The following is a 19606-nucleotide window of genomic DNA, read 5'->3' as shown; positions in this document are numbered from 1 at the left end:
CACACGCGCTTACAAAGAGGAGAATAGCGGGACTAGTGGGGTTACTGGTACTGGTGAGGGATAATCAGTTCAAAATTCGTGAATCATTCCGGTGTAATTCTGAGCTGCTCAGAGCGGCTTTTGGCGGCTTGAACCGCCGCGTCGACAGCCATCCGAAACCCGCCGCGTTCGAGTTCCCGCAGCGCAGCGGCGGTCGTACCGCCCGGCGAGGTAACCGCGGCGCGCAGCCGTGATGCGGTAAGGTCCACGCGCAGCCCCATCAGCTCGCCATTGGCGCCACCCTGGTCTTGGTCCATCCGCTCCAGCAGCATCGCCGCTGAGCCAGCCATTGTCTGCGCGGCGAGATCGGTGGCCACCTGACGGCTCAAGCCCACCCCGACTCCGGCATCCACCAGGGCCTCGACCAGCAGAAAGAAATAGGCCGGACCCGAGCCGGACACCGCGGTCACCGCGTCCAACTGCGATTCCGGAACGGTCAGCACGCCGCCGACCGCGTCGAACAAGGCCGAGACCTCCTCAAGCTGTTGCGGGGTGACAAAGCGGCCTTTGGCCAGCGCTGTAACCCCCGCTCCCACCAATGCCGCCGCGTTCGGCATCGCACGCACCACTGGCGTCCCGGCCGGTAGCTTGGATTCGAAATACGCGATCGTGATGCCCGCTACCACGGTGACGAACACCTGCTCAGCACTGTCGTTTTCGGCCGCCGCAGTCGCGTTCGCCAGATCCGCGATCACCGGCTCGACGTCGGCTGGTTTGACCGCGACGACGACGAACGTCGCGTTCTCCACCGCGTCGGCCGCCGACGTCACCAACACCGAATAGGTCTGCGCCAGGTAGTTGGCGCGATCGGGCATCCGCTCGGCCACTACCAGGTCTTTGACCTGCCGGCCCGCCCGCAGCAGACCCGACAGCAATGCCTCACCGATGCTGCCGCCGCCGATAATCGCGATCCTTGCCATGCCGAAAAGCATCGCAGACAGCTCGGCCGATCCGTGCTACTGGGCAGGCACCATCGCCAGTTGGCGCGTCTGCACCACGATGCGGCCCAACCGGTCGACGACGATGTGGTCCTCGTCAAACCAGTCCTGCCCGATTTCGACGCAGGTGCAGAGCACTCGCAGCCAGCCGTCGGCGGGCAGGGCCCGAAGATAGGCGGTGAGCGCAACTGTAGGCGCCCAGCCGGTGCGGTCCACCGCGAAGGTCACCGGGGCCGACAAGTCCCCGCACAACAGAGCGAACAGCGCGTCCGGAGCAACGCCGCGTGGACGCGCCCACAGCTGAATCACCGGTGGCCGCCCATCGGTCGCGGACCGCAACGTCGACAACACCGGCCGGACATCGCAGCCTTCGCCTAAGTGCACCAGCCCGGCCAGCTGATGGCCGGGACCGATCGGCACGACTCCCTCGGGCGGTTCCGGTGCCATCAGCTCCACCACCGGATTCGCCGACAGCAGCGGCGCGGTTCCACTGGCCCCGCCGCTCCCATCAACGCCGGGGAGAAAATGCTCCGGCTCACCCAGGGTGACCACGGCGTGCACCGCTGTGCGGCCACCCTGGGTGAGCTCGACATCGGCCACGCTAATCCGGCGACCACGCTTGCGGATCGACGTCACCAACCGCATCGTCCCCGGATCCGGCGCCCACAGAAAGCTCGCCGACACTGCGACCGGTTGCCGCATGGGCTGCTGTCCGGCCGCGCCGTAAGCGGTGCGGGCGGCATTGGCACACAGCGCCACCATCGCACCGCCGTGCACCTTGGGCCCGATGGTCCAGTGCTCGTTCAGCTCGCCTTCAAAAACCCGGCACGCCGGATTGCCGGGATCGGAGTCAAGCGGGCGCAGCGCCATCGCCGTGGTGAACAACGCGTTCATAGTGTTCCCGGCATATCAACGCAGCAGGTGAGTGCGGGCGAACTGCAACGACTCGGCCAGCATGGATTCGCGTTCATTGGCCGAACGCGCGCTTGAGGTGGACACCTCCAACACGACGTGGCCGACGAAGCCGCTGCCGGCCAGCATCTGGCACACCTCGGCGGTCGGCTGGGTACCGCGGCCGGGCACCAGGTGCTCGTCGGCGGGCAGGCCGCTGCCGTCACACAGGTGCAGGTGCACCAGCCCTGGGCCCATCCGCCGCGCCATATCCAGCGAGTCGGTGCCCGCAGTCGCGGTGTGCGAGAGGTCCAGCGTGTAATGCGCGTGGTTGCCGTCCAGCGGGTCGTAGGACGGCGCGAACGCCGAGATCGCCGGACCTGGGCCACCACCCCGCTTACGCATCCGTTCCCGGGACTGGCCGGCCCCGAAAAACCGGTCCGCTCGGAAGGGAAACATGTTTTCAACGGCCACCATCACGGTGCTGGCCGCTTCTAGGGCGGCAACCTGATCGCTGAACCCTTCGGCGTAGCGTCGTTGCCAGCGGAAAGGCGGATGCACGACGACCGTTTGCGCGCCCAGTTGTTCGGCGGCCCGCACACTGCGGTCCAACTTGAGGATCGGATTGGCGCCCCACACCCGCTGCGAGATGAGTAGGCACGGAGCGTGCACCGACAACACCGGCACGCGGTAGCGGCGCGACAGCTTCCGGACGGCATCGATGTCCTGACTGACCGATTCACCCCAGACCATCAGCTCGACCCCGTCGTAGCCAAGCCTGTCGGCGTACTCGAACGCGGCCTCGGCCCGCAACGGGTACACCGAGGCCGTCGACAAGCCGACTTTGATTGCTGGGCGCACTGTGTGTGGTGGCGGCTAGCCCGATTGCAACAAGGCCAGCGGTCCCAGGGTAATCAGCGCCCCCACCGCAACCGCGATCAACGTACTGGCGATGTCTTCGGTCTTGCGGACTGCCCGCACCGAGACCACTAGGCCAAGGATGACCATCACCGATAGCACTAGCGCCACTATGCTGTTCCAGCGCCACAACTGGTCGAAGGCGATGAACAACCCGGCACCGAAGGCAACGGCCAGGATCGACTGCAGCACGACCAACGCGCCGCGCCACAGCGTCGGGACCACGTCCAGGGCACGACGGGCAACCCGCGCCTCGGCCGCACCATCACCCTCGACGTCGGTGCCGGCCGCCGCCGCTGCGGCGTGGCGCTCGCCGCGCCCAGGTTGCGCTTCGCGCACCTCGGTCTCGGCTTCCGCTTCGCCCACCTCGGTGTCCAGGACATCCACCCAGAGATCGGGGTAGTGCTCGACCGGATCCGGACTCATGTGTTCGGCACCGGACGGCGGCCCCGCGGGTGCTCTGTCGCTATGCGTGTGGCGCAGTGGCCGCGGGTACTCGCTAAGCTCGGGCCCGGACTCGCGCCGGTCCTGCGGGGGGGACTTGGGCCAGCGCGGCTCGGGTTGCGACCAGTACACGGTTCTCGTTGGCTCTTCGGCAACCTGCTCGGCGACTGGTTCCGCCGGCGACTGTGGGGCAGCTTCGCCAACCTGGACTCGCCCGTTAGCCGCCGGAGACTGGCTCGCGTGCGCGTCCGGGCCGGCGTGGTGATGGTCGTCACGAATGATCGGAATCTCACCGGTCAGCTCGGCGACCGTGATGGCGTCACTATCGCCGCGTCGCCGCCGGCGCCGTCGGGCCGGGGCGCCGGTGACCCCTTGCCTGGCCAGCAACTCGGCCACCGAGATCTGCCGGTTACCGGAGCTCTCTGTTTCGGGGTGTGGTCCCGTCATGGTTTGCTGCCTCTCGATCGGTTGGCCGCGTTCCGATCAGCTGGCTGACCTCCGACGGCACGCACCGAAGTGTGCACAGACGAAGACTCGATGAGGGCGGTTCCGTCGGCTTCGCTGTCGAGTTTGCGCAAGATGAGACCTTCCCGCAGCGCCCACGGGCAGATTTCCACCGCTTCTATCGACAGTGCTCGCATGCTCGCCTCTGCCACCAGGGCGCCGGCCACAATCTGCGGCGCTCGGTCGGCGCTTACCCCTTCCAGTTCTGCACGGTCAACCGCCGTCATCCTAGAGATAAACGCGATGAGTTGCCGCAGACCATTTGCCGTTAGGGTCCTCTTCACCCGCGGCCCGGCCATGGATGGGGCCGCACCGGTTAGTCGCGCCAACGAGCGAAACGTCTTCGACGTTGCGACCGCCAGGTCGGGGCTGCCGGCTTCCAGGACGGTCACACTGGGCTCGGCCAGCTCGGCATCCAGCCAGTCTCGCAGCATCGCCACCCGGCGCCGGCCCGGCGGATCGTCGGGCAGCCACTCTCGGGTCAACCGTCCGGCGCCCAGGGGCAGCGATAACGCAATCTCGGGCTCCTCGTCCACGCCACTGGACACTTCCAGCGAGCCGCCGCCGATGTCGAGGTTGAGGATGCGCCCAGCGCTCCACCCGTACCATCGTCGCACGGCCAGGAAGGTCAGCCGTGACTCGTCCTCCCCACGCAGCGCCTGCAACTCGACACCGGTCTCTTTGCGCACCCGGGACAGGACGTCCTCGGAATTCTCGGCGTCGCGGACCGCCGACGTGGCGAAGGCCATCAGCTCGGCACAGCCCGAGCTGATGGCAATCTTGGCGAATTCGTCGATGGTGGAAATCAGCTTGTCGGCTCCGCGCTTGGTGATCTTGCCCGAGCTGTCGGTGGCCTCGGCCAGCCGCAGCGTGGCCTTCGTCGAGCTCATCGGGGTCGGGTGGCCGCCGCGGTGGGCATCGACCACCAGCAGATGGACCGTGTTGCTACCCACGTCCAGCACGCCCAATCGCACGAAAACAAACTAGCCGGGCGAAGATACGGGCGTGTGGCGACCCGCGCAAGGCGCCCGGTGGCATGTGCCGGCCGTGCTGGGCTATGGCGGAATCCCGCGGCGGGCTTCGTGGTCTAACGTTGAATCCGTGGCAAATTCGCGACGGAGACCGGTGCACCCGGGGCAAGAAGTCGAGTTGGACTTCGCCCGTGAGTGGGTGGAGTTCTACGACCCGGACAATCCCGAGCACCTGATCGCGGCCGACCTTACCTGGTTGCTGTCGCGCTGGGCGTGTGTATTCGGCACACCCGCCTGCCAGGGCACCGTCGCGGGCCGGCCAAACGACGGCTGTTGTTCGCACGGTGCGTTCCTGTCCGACGACGACGACCGCACCCGGTTGGCCGACGCGGTGCACAAGCTGACCGACGACGACTGGCAGTTCCGGGCAAAGGGCCTGCGCCGCAAGGGCTACCTGGAACTCGACGAGCACGACGGCCAACCCCAGCACCGCACCCGCAAACACAAGGGCGCGTGTATCTTCTTGAACCGGCCCGGGTTCGCCGGTGGCGCCGGCTGCGCGCTGCACAGCAAAGCCCTCAAGCTGGGCGTGCCGCCGTTGACGATGAAACCCGATGTCTGCTGGCAGTTGCCGATCCGGCGCAGCCAGGAATGGGTGACCCGCCCCGACGGCACCGAAATCCTCAAGACCACCCTCACCGAATATGACCGCCGCGGTTGGGGCTCGGGTGGTGCTGACCTGCACTGGTATTGCACCGGCGATCCGGCCGCCCATGTCGGAACCAAGCAGGTGTGGCAGAGCCTTGCCGACGAACTCACCGAATTACTCGGGGAGAAGGCCTATGGGGAACTCGCAGCAATGTGCAAGCGCCGCAGTCAATTAGGGCTCATCGCCGTACATCCGGCGACGCGTGCGGCCCAGTAGCTAAGCGCGGTCGCGGTAGGACTTGACCATGCGCAGCGCACTGGCGTTCAGATACGCCTCGACGGTCGCGGCAGCGGCCGCCGGGTCACCGGCCAGCACCGCCCCGTTGATCGCCCGCAGGTCGGTCAACACTGGGTCCGCGTCGTCGTAGGCCCCGGTGAGCGCATGCTCGCGGCCGCCGAAGGCGTGCTCCACCCAGCGGTAGAGCAACCCCAATGCGCGGTTGCGAGTGCTGTGGATGAGCACCCGGAAGTAGGCAAGATCGGCTGCCTGCCGCGCCGCGGCCGTGTCCGCCTGTTGCACCACTTCCAGCGCCGCACACAACGCCTCGGCATCCTCGGGCGTGCTCCGGGCGGCCGCCAGGCGGCCAATCAACGGGCCTAACGCCGCGCGGATCTCCAGCAACTCGACGAGGAAGTCGGGGCCCAGTTTGCGCACCAGCGCCTCGACCACCGCGGGATGGGTGAGCCCCTCGGGGTCACGGACCACACTGCCGCTGCCGTGCCGCACCTCGATCAGGCCCATCTGTTGCAGTCGCGCCAGACCCTGGCGTAGCGAGGTGCGGTTGACACCGAGCCGCTCTGCCAGGTCTCGCTCGGGCGGCAGGGTCGAGCCCGGCGGGAAGACGCCGTCGAGGATGGCGTCGGCGATCGTCGTCGCGATCCGCTCATCCACCCGCTGCCGATCCGGCGGCTGAAAGACACTTGACTGGTTCATTGGCTCAACCAATATAGTGGGCGAATCGACAACTCAGCCAGCAGGAGGTGCCGCAGTGGACGATGAAACGCGGTCGGCGGCCTTGCCGCGGTGGCGCGGTGCAGCCGGGCGCCTGGAAGTCTGGTATGCGACTCTGTCGGATCCACTGACGCGTACCGGCCTATGGGTGCACTGTGAGACGGTGGCCCCGACGACAGGCGGGCCCTACGCGCACGGCTGGGTGACCTGGTTTCCACCGGATGCCCCGCCGGGCACCGAGCGCTTCGGCCCCCAGCCCGCCCAACCCGCGGCCGGCCCCGCCTGGTTCGACATCGCCGGTGTACGAATGGCGCCAGCGGAGCTGACCGGACGTACCCGATCACTCGCATGGGAGCTGTCCTGGAAGGACACCGCGGCGCCACTGTGGACGTTTCCTCGCGTGGCCTGGGAGCGCGAGTTGCTGCCCGGCGCCCAAGTGGTGATCGCACCCACCGCCGTCTTCGCTGGCTCCTTGGCCGTCGGCGAAACCACCCACCGCGTCGACAGCTGGCGCGGCGGTGTGGCCCACATCTACGGACATGGCAATGCCAAGCGGTGGGGATGGATCCATGCCGATCTCGGCGACGGCGACGTCCTAGAGGTGGTGACCGCGGTATCACACAAGCCGGGCCTACGCAGGCTCGCGCCGCTAGCGTTCGTTCGCTTCCGCATCGACGGAAAGGATTGGCCCGCAAGTCCTTTACCGTCGCTGCGAATGCGGACAACGCTCGGCGTGCGGCACTGGCAACTGGAAGGACGCATCGGCGGCCGGGAGGCGCTAATCCGGGTAGACCAGCCGCCGGAGCGGTGCGTAAGCCTGGGATACACCGATCCCGACGGGGCCAAGGCGGTGTGCACCAACACCGAGCAGGCCGACATCCACATCGAGCTCGGCGGCCGGCACTGGTCGGTGCTGGGCACCGGACACGCCGAAGTCGGCCTGCGGGGAACCGCGGCACCGGCTATCAAGGAAGGGACGCCAGCATGAGTTTCCTGCTCGACCCGCCGCTGCTGTTTGTCTGCGGAGTGCTCATCGAGCGACGCCTGCCCGTGGACCGCCGCGATGCCGCCGAGGCCGCCGCCCTGGGCGTCTTCTTCGGCGCTTCGTTCGGGCTGTACCACAACGTACCCGGGCTCGGGATGCTGTGGCGGCCATTTCGCGCACAGAACGGCCGCGATTTCATGTGGAACAGCGGGGTTTTCAGCGTGGATGTGGCCCGCGCGGAGTGGCCGCTGCACGCGATGGCCGCTGCCATCTTCGCAACGTATCCGTTCTTCATAAAGCTCGGCCGCCGGCTCGGGCGCCGGATATGAGCCGGCTCGCCGATCGGGCTAAGTCCTATCCGTTGGCCTCGTTCGGCGCCGCGCTGCTGCCGCCGGAGCTCGGCGGCCCGTTGCCGGCTCAATTCGTGCAGCGCGTTGACCGCTACGTCACACGACTGCCGGCGACCTCACGATTCGCGGTGCGCGCCGGGCTGGCTTCACTGGCGGCGGCCAGCTACCTCACCACCGGCCGGTCGCTACCGCGACTGCACCCGGACGAGCGGGCACGGGTGCTGCACCGGATCGCCGCACTGAGCCCGGAAGTCGCTGCGGCCGTGGAGGGGTTGAAGGCGATCGTGCTGTTGGCCAACGGCGCCGACACCTACGCGCACGAATTGCTCGCCCGCGCCCAGGAACATGACGCGGCGCGCCCCGACGCGGAGTTGACCGTCATCTTGTCGGCGGACAGCCCATCCGTCACCAGGGCCGATGCGGTGGTCGTCGGCTCCGGGGCGGGCGGCGCGATGGTCGCGCGCACGCTGGCCCGGGCCGGCCTTGACGTGGTCGTGCTCGAAGAGGGACGGCGCTGGACGGTCGAGGAGTTCCGTAGCACCCACCCGGTCGACCGTTATGCCGGGTTGTACCGTGGCGCCGGGGCCACCGTCGCGCTCGGGCGACCGGCGGTGGTGCTGCCGATGGGCCGGGCGGTGGGCGGCACCACCGTCGTCAACTCCGGCACCTGCTTTCGGCCTTCACTTGCCGTGCAGCGGCGCTGGCGTGACGAGTTCGGTCTCGGCCTGGCCGACCCCGACCAGCTGGGACGTCGTCTTGACGATGCGGAGCAAACACTGCGGGTTGCGCCGGTGCCGCTGGAGATCATGGGCCGCAACGGGCGCCTGTTGCTGCAGGCCGCCAAGTCGCTGGGCTGGCGGGCGGCGCCCATCCCGCGCAATGCGCCGGGGTGCCGTGGCTGTTGCCAGTGCGCGATCGGCTGCCCCAGCAACGCCAAGTTCGGCGTGCACCTCAACGCCCTGCCGCAAGCCTGCGCGGCCGGCGCGCGGATCATCTCCTGGGCGCGGGTCGAACGGATCCTGCACCGCGCCGGGCGGGCCTATGGCGTGCGAGCCCGCCGGCCCGACGGCACCACACTCGACGTGCTGGCCGACGCGGTCGTCGTCGCCGCCGGTGCGACGGAGACGCCAGGACTGTTGCGGCGCAGCGGTCTTGGTGGGCACCCGCGACTGGGCCACAACCTTGCGCTGCACCCGGCAACTATGCTGGCCGGGCTCTTCGACGACGACGTCTTCGCGTGGCGCGGGGTGCTGCAGAGCGCGGCGGTTCACGAGTTTCACGAATCCGACGGCGTGCTGATCGAGGCCACCTCCACACCGCCGGGCATGGGGTCGATGGTCTTCCCCGGCTACGGGGCCGAGCTGCTCCGCTGGCTCGACCGGGCGCCGCAGATCGCAACATTCGGGGCGATGGTGGCCGATCGGGGCGTCGGCACGGTGCGGTCGGTGCGCGGCGAGACGGTGGTGCGCTATGACATAGCTCCAGGTGAGATCGCCAAGCTACGGGTCGCGCTGCAGGCCATTGGCCGGCTGCTCTTTGCCGCCGGCGCGGTGGAGGTGCTGACCGGTATCCCCGGCGCCCCACCGATGCGGTCCCTGCCCGAGCTGCAGGATGTGCTGCGCCGAGCCAACCCCAGAAGCCTGCACCTGGCCGCCTTCCATCCGACGGGCACCGCGGCCGCCGGCGCCGACGAGCAGCTTTGTCCGGTCGACGCGACGGGCCGGCTGCGCGGCGTCGAGGGCGTGTGGGTTGCCGACGCCTCGATCCTGCCCAGCTGCCCGGAAGTGAACCCGCAGCTGTCCATCATGGCGATGGCACTGGCCGTAGCCGACCAGACAGTCGCCAAGGTTGTCGGCGTCCGCTAGCCCTCGAGTTTGTAGCCCAGCCCGCGCACCGTCACCAAGTGAACCGGGTTAGCCGGGTCGGCTTCGATCTTGGAGCGCAGCCGCTTGACATGGACGTCGAGCGTCTTGGTGTCGCCCACGTAGTCCGCACCCCAGACCCGGTCGATCAGTTGTCCGCGAGTCAACACCCGCCCGCTGTTGCGCATCAGGTATTCCAGCAGGTCGAACTCCTTGAGCGGCAGCGTGATGGTGTCACCGTTCACCGAGACGACATGGCGCTCCACATCCATGCGAACCGGCCCGGACTCCAGCACGCCATCGCTCATCTCCGAGTCGTCGTCGCCGCCACGGCGCAGCACCGCGCGGATGCGTGCGATCAACTCGCGTGCCGAATAGGGCTTGGTCACGTAGTCGTCAGCGCCCAGCTCCAGGCCGACCACCTTGTCGATCTCGCTATCCCGGGCGGTCACCATGATCACCGGAACGCTGGACCGAGCGCGCAACTGCTTGCATACATCGGTACCCGACATCCCAGGCAGCATCAGATCGAGCAGGACGATGTCGGCGCCGGCCCGGTCGAACTCGGCGAGAGCTGCCGGACCATCGGTCACCACCGTGGCCTCAAAGCCCTCCTTGCGCAGCAGAAACGCCAGCGGATCGGCCAGCGACTCCTCGTCCTCCACAATCAACACACTGGTCATCAGCGCCACTCCTCCTCATCGCTACGCTCTGCATCGTCGTCGGCGCAGGTCATCAGCGCCACTCTCCCCCGCAAGCGGGTGGTGCCCCCACCTCATCGCTACGCTCTGCATCGTCGTCGGCGCAGGTCATCAGCGCCACTCTCCCCCGCAAGCGGGTGGTGCCCCCACCTCATCGCTACGCTCTGCATCGTCGTCGGCGCAGGTCATCAGCGCCACTCTCCCCCGCAAGCGGGTGGTGCCCCCACCTCATCGCTACGCTCTGCATCGTCGTCGGCGCAGGTCATCAGCGCCACTCTCCCCCGCAAGCGGGTGGTGCCCCCACCTCATCGCTACGCTCTGCATCGTCGTCGGCGCAGGTCATCAGCGCCACTCTCCCCCGCAAGCGGGTGGTGCCCCCACCTCATCGCTACGCTCTGCATCGTCGTCGGCGCAGGTCATCGGCTCAGCTCTTCCTCTCGTTGTGACCTGTTTGACCGCAGTTCGGGCTCTCGCGCCTGCTCGGGTCGCTCGTCGTCGTGATAGGCCTCGATCAACGCCGGAAGAGCCAAGGTGAACGTTGACCCGGTTCCCGGTTTGCTCCACACGCGGATGGTGCCGTCGTGATTAGCCGCGACGTGTTTGACGATGGCCAACCCGAGTCCGCTGCCTCCGGTGGCACGCGAGCGCGCCTTGTCCCCCCTGAAGAACCGTTCGAAGACCCGCTCCTGGTCTTCCGGCGCGATGCCGATGCCCCGGTCGGTGACGGCGATCTCGATGTTGGCACCGCGACAGCGACGGCTGATCGACACCAGCGACCCGCGCGGCGAATAGGCAATCGCATTGGAAACCAGGTTTGCCAGTGCGGTAACCAGCAGAGTTTGGTCGCCCAGCACCCGCAGATTGCTGGGCGCGTCGGTGCGGACTTCGATGTCGGCGTTGTCGGCCGCCACCTTATGGCGTGAAATCGCTTCCGACACAATCGTATCGACGTCGACGTCGGTCATATTGGGTAGCCGCTCGGCGCCCTGTAGCCGGGATAGCTCGATCAACTCGGCGACCATGTCACCGAGCCGGTTGGCCTCAATGAGCACCTTCTCGGCGAACCGCCGAACGGTTTCGGAGTCGTCGGCCGACGCCAGCAGCGCCTCGGCGAGTAGAGCCATGGCACCGACGGGCGTCTTGAGCTCGTGACTGACGTTGGCCACGAAGTCACGCCTAGCCGCCTCCATCCGCGCATAATCCGACTGGTCGTGCACGAACACCACGGCGAACCGGCGGTCTTCCTCGCTCAGCAACCGGGCATGCCCATGCACTGATAGCCCGGATCGACCCGTGGCCGACCGCTTGCGCGGCGACAGGTCGAACTCGACGTCTTCACCACCCAGCGCCTGCCGGGCGGCCCGCCAGGCCTGATCATCGAGCTGGCGGTCGCGCACCAGACCTAGCTCTTTGGCCCGTTCGTTGAGGTAGACAACGTCGCGATGGGTGTCCACCACCGCGGCGCCCAGCGGCATCAGCGTGACAATGCATTGCAACATCTGCGAAACCGTGATTCCCGACCACTCCGTGGCCACCCGTTGGCGCTGTTCGACGACCCGCGACGTCAGCCGCATTCCAACAGCACCACCGACGGCCAGTGCCAGCGCGGACAAAACCCCGGCCAGCAACAGCGCCGAGAACACAGTCACAAGGAAAATCCTACAAATCCGGTGAACGTCGCCCTAGCGCGGCAAGGCCAAAATCGGACAAGTCACACACTACGCCACAGCTGTTCGGTTACCGTTCACATGCTGTTTGGCAAACAGCGCACCAAAGCACACCATCAGCCGCCGAAACCGCCGGCAGGTGGGATCTCAAACAATTACCCGCGGCCCTGGCCGGCCACCGCGGCGGCGCCGGCGGCTGCCGCCTCCGGGTCCAGATACGTACCACCGCGCACCAGCGGCCTCATCGCGGAATCCAGGTCGTAGCGCAGCGGAATTCCGGTCGGGATGTTCAGTCCGACGATTTCGTCGTCAGACATCTGGTCCAGGTGCTTGACCAGCGCGCGCAACGAGTTGCCGTGGGCAACGATCAGCACCGTCTTGCCGACCCGCAAGTCGCCAACGATGACGTCGGTGAAATATGGCAAAAACCGGGCGACCACGTCAGCCAGACATTCGGTGAGCGGGCCACCGCCGATGTCGGCGTAACGAGGGTCGGCGTCCTGGCTGAACTGACTGCCCCGCTCGATCGGCGGCGGCGGCGTGTCATAGCTGCGCCGCCAGGCCATGAACTGCTCTTCGCCATAGCGGGCCTTGGTCTCGGCCTTGTCCAAACCCTGCAGCGCGCCGTAGTGGCGTTCGTTGAGCCGCCAGCTACGCCGCACGGGAATCCAGAGCCGATCGGCGCTGTCCAACGCCAGATGCGCGGTGGTGATCGCGCGCCGCAGCAACGAGGTGTAGAGCACGTCGGGCAATAGGTCGTGTTCCGCGATCAGCTCGCCGCTTCGAACCGCCTCTGCCTGGCCCTTGTCCGTCAGGCCGACATCGACCCAGCCGGTGAACAGGTTGAGGGCATTCCAGTCGCTCTCGCCGTGGCGCAGCAACACCAGGCTGCCAGTGTTTGCCATACCGGCAAGTCTCTCACGCACTCCCGCACTCCTCATCGTGGACCAAAATGCCCGAATTCTCCTCGGTCCGCTGCGCAGCGCGTTCATACCGCCGAGGTGGTCGGCACCGTAACGGCCGGTTCACCAAGGCCGATACATGGGCGGCCTACGAGGTGGTCAAATGATCAGTGCGACATTGGCCGTCGGCACACTTGGTGACGTGACGAGCACAACGACGGCGACCCCAATCATCGTCACGGCAACCAGCGCATCAAGAATGCGCCAAGCAGCTGGAGTTGCGAAGAATGGCTGTAGCCGGCCCGCGCTAAATCCCAACACGGCGAACCATACGACGCTGGCGGCCCAGGCACCGGCTCCGAAAAACCACCGCAGATCTGATTCCTCATTGGCGAGGGCACCGATCAACACCACAGTGTCCAGATAGACGTGTGGGTTGAGAAAGGTCACCACCAGGCACATTTGCACCACGCCGATCAGCGCAGCCGGCCCCGATTCCGACGGCACCAGCCCGCTCGGGCGCCACGCGTTCCGCGCGGCCAATAGCGCGTAGCCAATCAAGAACGCTGCGCCGCCAAATCGGGCAACCAAAGTCATATTGGGATGAGCGTGAATCAGCGCAGCGAAGCCGCCAACGCCCGCGGCAATCAGTGCCCCATCAGCGATCCCGCACAGCGCCACAATGACCAGCACGTATTCTCGCCTAATTCCTTGGCGCAGGACAAATGCGTTTTGCGGGCCGATCGCGACCTTGAGCGTCATCATGGCAACGAAGCCGACAAACACCTGAAGAGGCACAGCGGAACGCTAAACCATCACATGCATGCCAATGACTTGAACGCGCAAATTGTGATCGCGAATTTCTGAGTCCGGAACGGGGTGAGCGCCACCAGCCCATCACCGGCGGGCGTCTTGACCTCCACGAGTGCTATTTCTCATCGCGCTGCGCGCTCTGCATCGTCGTCGGGCTCGACCTAACCGCCCAACTCCTTCTCATCGCGCTGCGCGCTCTGCATCGTCGTCGGGCTCGACCTAACCGCCCAACTCCTTCTCATCGCGCTGCGCGCTCTGCATCGTCGTCGGGCTCGACCTAACCGCCCAACTCCTTCTCATCGCGCTGCGCGCTCTGCATCGTCGTCGGGCGTAAGTGAGCGAAGGCCTGCAGGTTCTGCAGCGACTCACCGCGAGATAACCGCCACTGCCACTCTCGTTGAATCGACGACCGAAATCCCAACTCCAACAACGCATTGAAGTCCGAATCCACCACCTCTAACACCTGCCCCAACACCCGGTCAACCTCGTCGGCGTCCACTGCGGACAGCGCCATCTGGCCCACCAGGTAGATGTCGCCGACATTGTCCAGCGTGTACGCGACCCCATACAGGCGGCGGTTGCGCCGCAGCAGGAACCGGTATACGTCTTCGCGGTTCTCGTCAGGCTTGCGACACACGAACGCCTCGACACGCACCGAATGCTCGCCGACGCTCAGGATGGTGTTGATCTTGAGCTTGCGTTCGCCCGGCAGCTCGACGATCAGCGCGGGCGGCGCCCCGCCCGGGCGGGGGTGTTGGGAGTACTTCAGCTGGCTGACCTCGAGCGCATTCTGGATCACACGTTGCACGGTCGGCAAGGAGGAAGTCACGCGCCCACCCCGCGACGCGGCGTCCAGTGGCGGGGCTTGCCCACCGCTACCAGGTCCGATATCACCTCGCCGCCCCGGCGCTGGCGCTCGGCGTTGTACTCGCCGATCGCACGCCGATAACTGGCCAACAGCGCGTCGGTGGTGTTCTCCCACGAGAACGTGGCGGCGTGCCGTGCCGCCGCCCGGCTCATCACCCGTCCCCGTGGCCCGGCACACAACCGCAGCAGGTGATCGATGGCGTCGGCCCACTGACCGACCTCGTGCCCGGACACCAGGGTGCCGGTGATCCCGTCGCGCACCGCGACGGGCAGCCCGCCCACCGCCGCGGCCACCACCGGTGTGCCGCACGCTTGGGCCTCCACAGCAACCAGGCCGAACGACTCGGAGTAGCTCGGCACCGCAACCAGGTCCGCCGCCCGAAACAAGGTGGCCAGATCCGTGTGGGACTGCGGCGGCAGAAACGTCACCCGTGCAGAGATGCCCAGTTCGTCGGCGAGCCGGACCAGTCCGTCCGGTGAAGCCAGACCGCTGCCCGACGGTCCGCCGGCCACGATGATGCGCACCCCGGGCAACTTGGCGGCCGCACGCAGCACAATGTCGGGTGCCTTCAGCGGCTGGATGCGTCCGACGAAGGCCACCACGCGCTCGTCAACTGGTAGTCCTAGCGCGGCCCGGGCCGCGCGCCGATCACCCGGGCGGAACACGTCCAGATCGACACCGGGATGGACCACGTCGATTCGTGCCGGATCGGCACCATGAAGCGAAATCACTTGCCTGGCTTCATCGGCGGTGTTGACGATCAACCGATCCGCCTCGTCGACGACCTGCTGCTCCCCGACCGTACGCAGCGGCGGCTCGGGTCCGTCGCCGTCGGCCAGTGCCGCGTTCTTCACGGCGGCCAGCGTGTGTGCGGTGTGCACCAACGGCACCGCCCAGCGGTCGCGCGCCAGCCAGCCGACCTGACCCGACAGCCAGTAGTGCGAGTGCACGATGTCGTAGTAACCCGGTTCGTGGACCGCCTCGGCGCGCAGCACCCCGGCGGCGAACGCACAAAGCTGGGTGGGCAGGTCGTACTTGTCCAAACCCTCGAAGGGCCCCGCCACCACGTTGCGCACCAGCACCCCGGGTGCCACCCGCACCACCGGTGGATCTGCCGATGCGGTGGCCCGGGTGAAGATCTCCACCTCGATGCCCCGACGGGCCAGGTGCAGCGCACTTTGCAGCATGTAGACGTTCATGCCGCCGGCGTCACCGGTGCCCGGCTGTGCCAGCGGTGAGGTGTGCACCGCCAGCAGCGCAACCCGGCGCGGGTCGTCTGCTGCCGAAACATTCCGATTGGATGGCCCGGATGGGCCGCGCGAGCGGGTGGCACCCTCGCCGCGGACCGGACGGCGCTGGGCGATCAACCCTGAACCGTCATCGTGCCGCACACCTGCCATCCTTGCAGGAACCGAAGTGACACGCGCGGACGCGGCTCGTCAGCCGATCACGCGAGCGCCTCCGGGGCGGTGTCCTGCAGCCGGGCATCCAGCGCGCCCGATCGCCGCAAGGCACCCAATGGATCGGCATAGAGCCCGCTTAGGGACACGATGCCTGCCCCGGCCTCCTGCACCCGGTTGCCGAAAACGGTCACGCGGATGTCACGCGGCGCCAGCACCGACCCTGCCGTAAACGCCGCCTCCACCTGCTCCATCGCCTCGGGATATTCGGTAAACGCCTGGCCACCCACCACCACTTCGTCGGGATTGAGTAAGTCACGCAGCAGCGCGACCGCCCCACCGAGCACGCGGGCCCGCTCCGCCAGCAGCTCCTTGGCTTGCTGATTACCGGCTCGTGCCACTCGCAGCAAGTCGGTGATGGCGGTAGCGGACCCACCGGTCCGGGTCCTCGAAGCGATGCCGGGGATGATCCGCAGCCGGCGGGCAGCAGCCAAAACCGCCTCGTCGCTGACAGTGGACTCCAGCTGCCCGGTACCGCCGAGCATTTCAGAGTGGACGGGCAGGGGCGCGATGGTGCCGGGACCACTGGCCGGGCAGTGCACCCGCCCACCGATCATCAGCGCATAGCCTACGGTTTCGCGGGCGTAGACGTAGAGGCTCGTCGACGAGCTCGGTGCGAACCGCCGCATGCCGAGCATCAGCTCGGCCCCGGCCATGGCGTCGACGTGGGACGCCACCGACACGGGCAGGCCTAGGGCATCCGCCAGCACGGGTCCGACCGGAGCCTGACGCCAACCGAGCCGCGGATGGTCGACATGACCGGTGGCACTGTCGACTGCACCACCAAGCGTCACCCCGACCCACAGCGCACGGCGCCGGCGCCAGCGCTGCAAGTATCGGTCAGCGCTGTCGGCCAGTGAGGTCAGCGCGGCCCCGGCAGCGTTACGCGGGGTCGGGGTCTCCACCGTGTCGAGCGTGCGGCCGAACAGGTCGGTGGCCACGATGCTGGTGGTCCGGGCACCGATGTGGATGCCCAGGGTGACAAAAGGCTCGTGGTTTACTTCGACAGGCACGCGTGGGCGCCCGATAGCCCCGGAAACCGCCAGGTCCGCCCGCTCACGCAGGAGGCCCGCTTCCAGCAGTGCGATGACCTGGCGGTTCACCGTCGCGATGCTCAGCGACGTAGATCCAGCAATTACGTCCCGACCGACCGGACCACGCAAACGCACGGCCCGGAAGACGGACGCAGCCGCGGAATCGGACAGGTGCAGCGACGGCGGCATGACGTAACGGTGCGATCGCAGCTGGTGCTTGCGGCCGGGCTTGCGGCTGAGTGACTGTGAGGTGCGGTTAGTCGAGTACACGGGCGTTCTTCTCCGAGTTCCAATGGCCGGGTCCTGTTGGCCACACCTGCTGACGTGTATCGGTCAGGCGCGGCAAAGGGGGCGGCAACAACACGCGCCCGCGAAAAGACACGCGGTCGTCGTGCGGAACAAGGCGCTGTGGTACACACCGAGAATTTAGCACGTTTATTAGAGTTGTCCCGATGACGACAATCGGCACCCGCAAGCGAGTCGCCGTGGTCACCGGCGCCAGTTCCGGTATCGGCGAGGCAACCGCGAGAACCCTTGCGGCCCAGGGGTTTCACGTGGTCGCGGTGGCGCGTCGGGCGGACCGGATCACCGCGCTGGCCAACCAGATCGGCGGAACCGCAATTGTGGCCGATGTCACTGACGACGCCGCCGTCGAAGCGTTGGCCCGCGCGCTGAGCCGGGTGGACGTGCTGGTCAACAACGCCGGTGGCGCCAAGGGGCTTCAGTTCGTCGCCGATGCCGATTTGGAGCACTGGCGATGGATGTGGGACACCAACGTACTGGGCACGCTGCGGGTAACCCGCGCGCTGCTGCCCAAGCTGATCGACTCCGGCGACGGCCTGATCGTCACCGTCACCTCGATCGCCGCGCTCGAGGTGTACGACGGCGGCGCCGGCTACACCGCTGCCAAGCACGCGCAGGGCGCGCTGCATCGCACGCTGCGCGGCGAACTGCTGGGGAAGCCGGTCCGGCTCACCGAGATCGCTCCAGGCGCGGTCGAGACCGAATTTTCGCTGGTCCGCTTCGACGGCGACCAGCAACGCGCGGACGCGGTTTATGCCGGCATGACACCGCTAGTAGCCGCCGACGTCGCCGAGGTGATCGGATTCGTGGCCACCCGGCCCTCACACGTCAACCTTGACCAGATCGTCATCCGGCCCCGCGACCAGGCATCAGCTAGCCGTCGCGCTACCCACCCGGTCCGTTAGTAGTCGTGGGTGTGCCGGACGGGGTGGGGGCATCCGACGGCGTGACCGGGGCGGTGACCGGGATTTGCGTCGCCGCCGGTTTGGCCGCCGGTGGCGGTAGCGCCGACATCGACACCCAGGTGTCCCAGTCCACCGCCCAGTCCCAGATGTCACCGTCGGCGTAGGACAGCTGGATCGAACTGCCGGTCACCTCAACCGGGTCACCGTAGACCGCGCTGCGGTAGTACTGTTCGGCGTTCTCCGTCGACAGGTTGATACAGCCGTTGGTGACATTGCTGTTGCCCTGGGCACCGGCGCTCATAGGGTTGGCATGGATGAACTCGCCGTTGTTGGAAATCCGCACCGCCCAACGTTCGTGGATATGGCTGTAACCGGCGGCCGGGTTGGACATGTAGAAGTCCGAGTATTTCTCGGTGACGACGTGGATGCCGTTGCGGGTGACGTTGCGCGCCAAGTCGGCCTCGCCGTAGCTGCACGGGAAGTCCATGATGACGCCGGCATCGGTGACGACTTGGATGCGGTGCGACGAGACTTCGGCCTTGACCACCTGACGACGACCGATCTGGAAGTGCAACGACATATCCTGCGCGCCGTACGCGCCGTCGCCGAACGGCAGCCCATACAGCTTGGCGTCGACGTCGACGGTGGTACCCGCCGGGTAGTACTCCCGAGGACGCCAGTGCACGCGAGCGCCCTGCGCCTCGTCGGGCAGCCAGGCCCAGCCGCCCTCGACAGGCGGGTCGGTGGTCACGGTTAGTGCCCGCTCGACGGCGGCCTTGTCGCTGATCGGTGAATCGAACTGAATAATCACCGGCGCCGCGATCCCGACGGTCTGGCCGTCGGCGAGCTGGAATCCCGCGTTGATCGTCTTGACGGGTGCCACGGTGGTGAACTTGCCCGCCACCGGAACCGCCTTGCCGTCATGGCCGACGGCCGAACCGCTCCAGGTGTAGGTCGTGTCGTAGCCCAGCGGCTCGGTGATCGTGTAGATGGTGCGATCCCGGCTGTATGCCCCGGCGACGACCTTGCCTGCCGAATTGGTCAGCGCGACCCGCTGAAACCAGCCGTCACCGACCTCGACGCTGATCGGCGCGATCGGCACCACGTCGGCGGCAGAGTCGGCAGGCCGGAAAGTCAGACGAGGCGCCGGTGGCGGCCTCTTCTCGGCCAGCTTGGTCACTTTGCCGGCGCACGCGACCAGAACGTTCGGTGCCAACACCCCAAACCCAAGGGCCGTCAACGCCAGACGCCGACTGATCGGCCCCTGACTCTGGGGGGTGCTGGAGTTATTCACGGGTATCAAAGATACCGGGCGAAACAGCACACGAATGACCACAGAACGCCTGGCAACCAGCCCTAAGCAATGCGCGCCACGCCGCCCCGCCGCGAAA

At 67.2% G+C, this 19606-nt stretch carries 19 protein-coding genes; 5 read left to right on the top strand and 14 right to left on the bottom strand.

The window, feature by feature from the left end:
* Nucleotides 1-83: 83 nt before the first annotated feature.
* From proC to ppx1, 5 genes are read right to left on the bottom strand one after another with little or no spacing between them, the layout of a single operon-like run.
* A complete protein-coding gene (gene proC / locus FF952_RS02635; protein WP_171355219.1) occupies nucleotides 84-959 on the bottom strand; it encodes a pyrroline-5-carboxylate reductase in 876 nt (291 codons plus the stop codon).
* Between the two features lie 36 nt (nucleotides 960-995).
* Nucleotides 996-1871, bottom strand: coding sequence for a thioesterase family protein (locus FF952_RS02630; protein ID WP_003402433.1), 876 nt, complete (start codon nucleotides 1869-1871; stop codon nucleotides 996-998).
* Nucleotides 1872-1886: 15 nt separating this feature from the next.
* The gene (locus tag FF952_RS02625; RefSeq protein WP_003402432.1) at nucleotides 1887-2729 is read right to left on the bottom strand and encodes a sugar phosphate isomerase/epimerase family protein; all 843 of its coding nucleotides are present in this window, start codon (nucleotides 2727-2729) and stop codon (nucleotides 1887-1889) included.
* Nucleotides 2730-2744: 15 nt separating this feature from the next.
* Nucleotides 2745-3677 (bottom strand): Rv0497 family membrane protein, encoded by a 933-nt coding sequence (locus tag FF952_RS02620; RefSeq protein ID WP_003402426.1) that lies wholly within the window; start codon nucleotides 3675-3677, stop codon nucleotides 2745-2747.
* Nucleotides 3674-4708: an exopolyphosphatase Ppx1 gene (gene ppx1 / locus FF952_RS02615; protein WP_003402419.1), complete on the bottom strand. Its 1035-nt coding sequence runs from the start codon at nucleotides 4706-4708 to the stop codon at nucleotides 3674-3676. Before ppx1 ends, FF952_RS02620 begins: the two co-directional genes overlap by 4 nt.
* A 127-nt stretch (nucleotides 4709-4835) precedes the next feature.
* On the opposite strand from ppx1, the gene FF952_RS02610 reads away from it, so the two are divergent.
* On the top strand, nucleotides 4836-5630 hold the full coding sequence (locus tag FF952_RS02610; protein ID WP_023637344.1) for a DUF3109 family protein: 795 nt from the start codon (nucleotides 4836-4838) through the stop codon (nucleotides 5628-5630).
* On the opposite strand, the gene FF952_RS02605 is transcribed toward FF952_RS02610, so the two are convergent.
* Nucleotides 5631-6347 (bottom strand): FadR/GntR family transcriptional regulator, encoded by a 717-nt coding sequence (locus FF952_RS02605; protein WP_003898483.1) that lies wholly within the window; start codon nucleotides 6345-6347, stop codon nucleotides 5631-5633. It abuts the gene before it with no gap.
* 55 nt (nucleotides 6348-6402) lie between these two features.
* On the opposite strand from FF952_RS02605, the gene FF952_RS02600 reads away from it, so the two are divergent.
* From FF952_RS02600 to FF952_RS02590, 3 genes are read left to right on the top strand one after another with little or no spacing between them, the layout of a single operon-like run.
* Nucleotides 6403-7353: a tocopherol cyclase family protein gene (locus FF952_RS02600; RefSeq protein WP_003918084.1), complete on the top strand. Its 951-nt coding sequence runs from the start codon at nucleotides 6403-6405 to the stop codon at nucleotides 7351-7353.
* Entirely contained in the window at nucleotides 7350-7679 is a 330-nt protein-coding gene (locus FF952_RS02595) for a hypothetical protein (protein ID WP_003402400.1), read from the top strand. Before FF952_RS02600 ends, FF952_RS02595 begins: the two co-directional genes overlap by 4 nt.
* Nucleotides 7676-9565, top strand: a complete 1890-nt coding sequence (locus tag FF952_RS02590; protein WP_003908534.1) for a GMC family oxidoreductase — start codon at nucleotides 7676-7678, stop codon at nucleotides 9563-9565. Before FF952_RS02595 ends, FF952_RS02590 begins: the two co-directional genes overlap by 4 nt.
* Here the strand turns inward: FF952_RS02590 and regX are convergent.
* The 7 genes from regX to FF952_RS02555 all read right to left on the bottom strand — a co-directional run bounded on the left by regX (nucleotide 9562) and on the right by FF952_RS02555 (nucleotide 17277).
* On the bottom strand, nucleotides 9562-10245 hold the full coding sequence (regX, locus tag FF952_RS02585; RefSeq protein ID WP_003402393.1) for a two-component sensory transduction protein RegX: 684 nt from the start codon (nucleotides 10243-10245) through the stop codon (nucleotides 9562-9564). The genes FF952_RS02590 and regX overlap by 4 nt on opposite strands.
* Before the next feature lie 434 nt (nucleotides 10246-10679).
* The gene (gene senX3, locus FF952_RS02580) at nucleotides 10680-11912 is read right to left on the bottom strand and encodes a two-component system sensor histidine kinase SenX3 (RefSeq protein WP_003904413.1); all 1233 of its coding nucleotides are present in this window, start codon (nucleotides 11910-11912) and stop codon (nucleotides 10680-10682) included.
* 173 nt (nucleotides 11913-12085) lie between these two features.
* Nucleotides 12086-12835, bottom strand: coding sequence for a phosphoglyceromutase (locus tag FF952_RS02575; protein WP_003402379.1), 750 nt, complete (start codon nucleotides 12833-12835; stop codon nucleotides 12086-12088).
* 156 nt (nucleotides 12836-12991) lie between these two features.
* Nucleotides 12992-13597, bottom strand: coding sequence for an L-lysine exporter (gene lysE, locus FF952_RS02570; protein WP_003402377.1), 606 nt, complete (start codon nucleotides 13595-13597; stop codon nucleotides 12992-12994).
* 325 nt (nucleotides 13598-13922) lie between these two features.
* Entirely contained in the window at nucleotides 13923-14474 is a 552-nt protein-coding gene (locus tag FF952_RS02565) for a type III secretion system chaperone family protein (protein WP_003402370.1), read from the bottom strand.
* The gene (gene mshA / locus FF952_RS02560; protein ID WP_003904412.1) at nucleotides 14471-15913 is read right to left on the bottom strand and encodes a D-inositol-3-phosphate glycosyltransferase; all 1443 of its coding nucleotides are present in this window, start codon (nucleotides 15911-15913) and stop codon (nucleotides 14471-14473) included. Before mshA ends, FF952_RS02565 begins: the two co-directional genes overlap by 4 nt.
* Before the next feature lie 47 nt (nucleotides 15914-15960).
* Nucleotides 15961-17277: a transcriptional regulator gene (locus FF952_RS02555; protein ID WP_003402361.1), complete on the bottom strand. Its 1317-nt coding sequence runs from the start codon at nucleotides 17275-17277 to the stop codon at nucleotides 15961-15963.
* 182 nt (nucleotides 17278-17459) lie between these two features.
* Here FF952_RS02555 and FF952_RS02550 point away from each other — a divergent pair, with 182 nt between their 5' ends.
* Nucleotides 17460-18215 (top strand): SDR family NAD(P)-dependent oxidoreductase, encoded by a 756-nt coding sequence (locus tag FF952_RS02550; RefSeq protein WP_003402359.1) that lies wholly within the window; start codon nucleotides 17460-17462, stop codon nucleotides 18213-18215.
* Here FF952_RS02550 and ldtMt5 read toward each other — a convergent pair.
* Nucleotides 18196-19551, bottom strand: a complete 1356-nt coding sequence (gene ldtMt5, locus FF952_RS02545; RefSeq protein ID WP_003402357.1) for a L,D-transpeptidase LdtMt5 — start codon at nucleotides 19549-19551, stop codon at nucleotides 18196-18198. The two genes, FF952_RS02550 and ldtMt5, sit on opposite strands and share 20 nt — an antisense overlap.
* Nucleotides 19552-19606: the final 55 nt, after the last annotated feature.

The organism is Mycobacterium tuberculosis complex sp. N0072 (genome assembly GCF_030323725.1).
GTDB lineage: Bacteria > Actinomycetota > Actinomycetes > Mycobacteriales > Mycobacteriaceae > Mycobacterium > Mycobacterium tuberculosis.
Note: the sequence above shows the minus strand (reverse complement) of the source record. Positions and strands in the feature narration are given on the sequence as shown.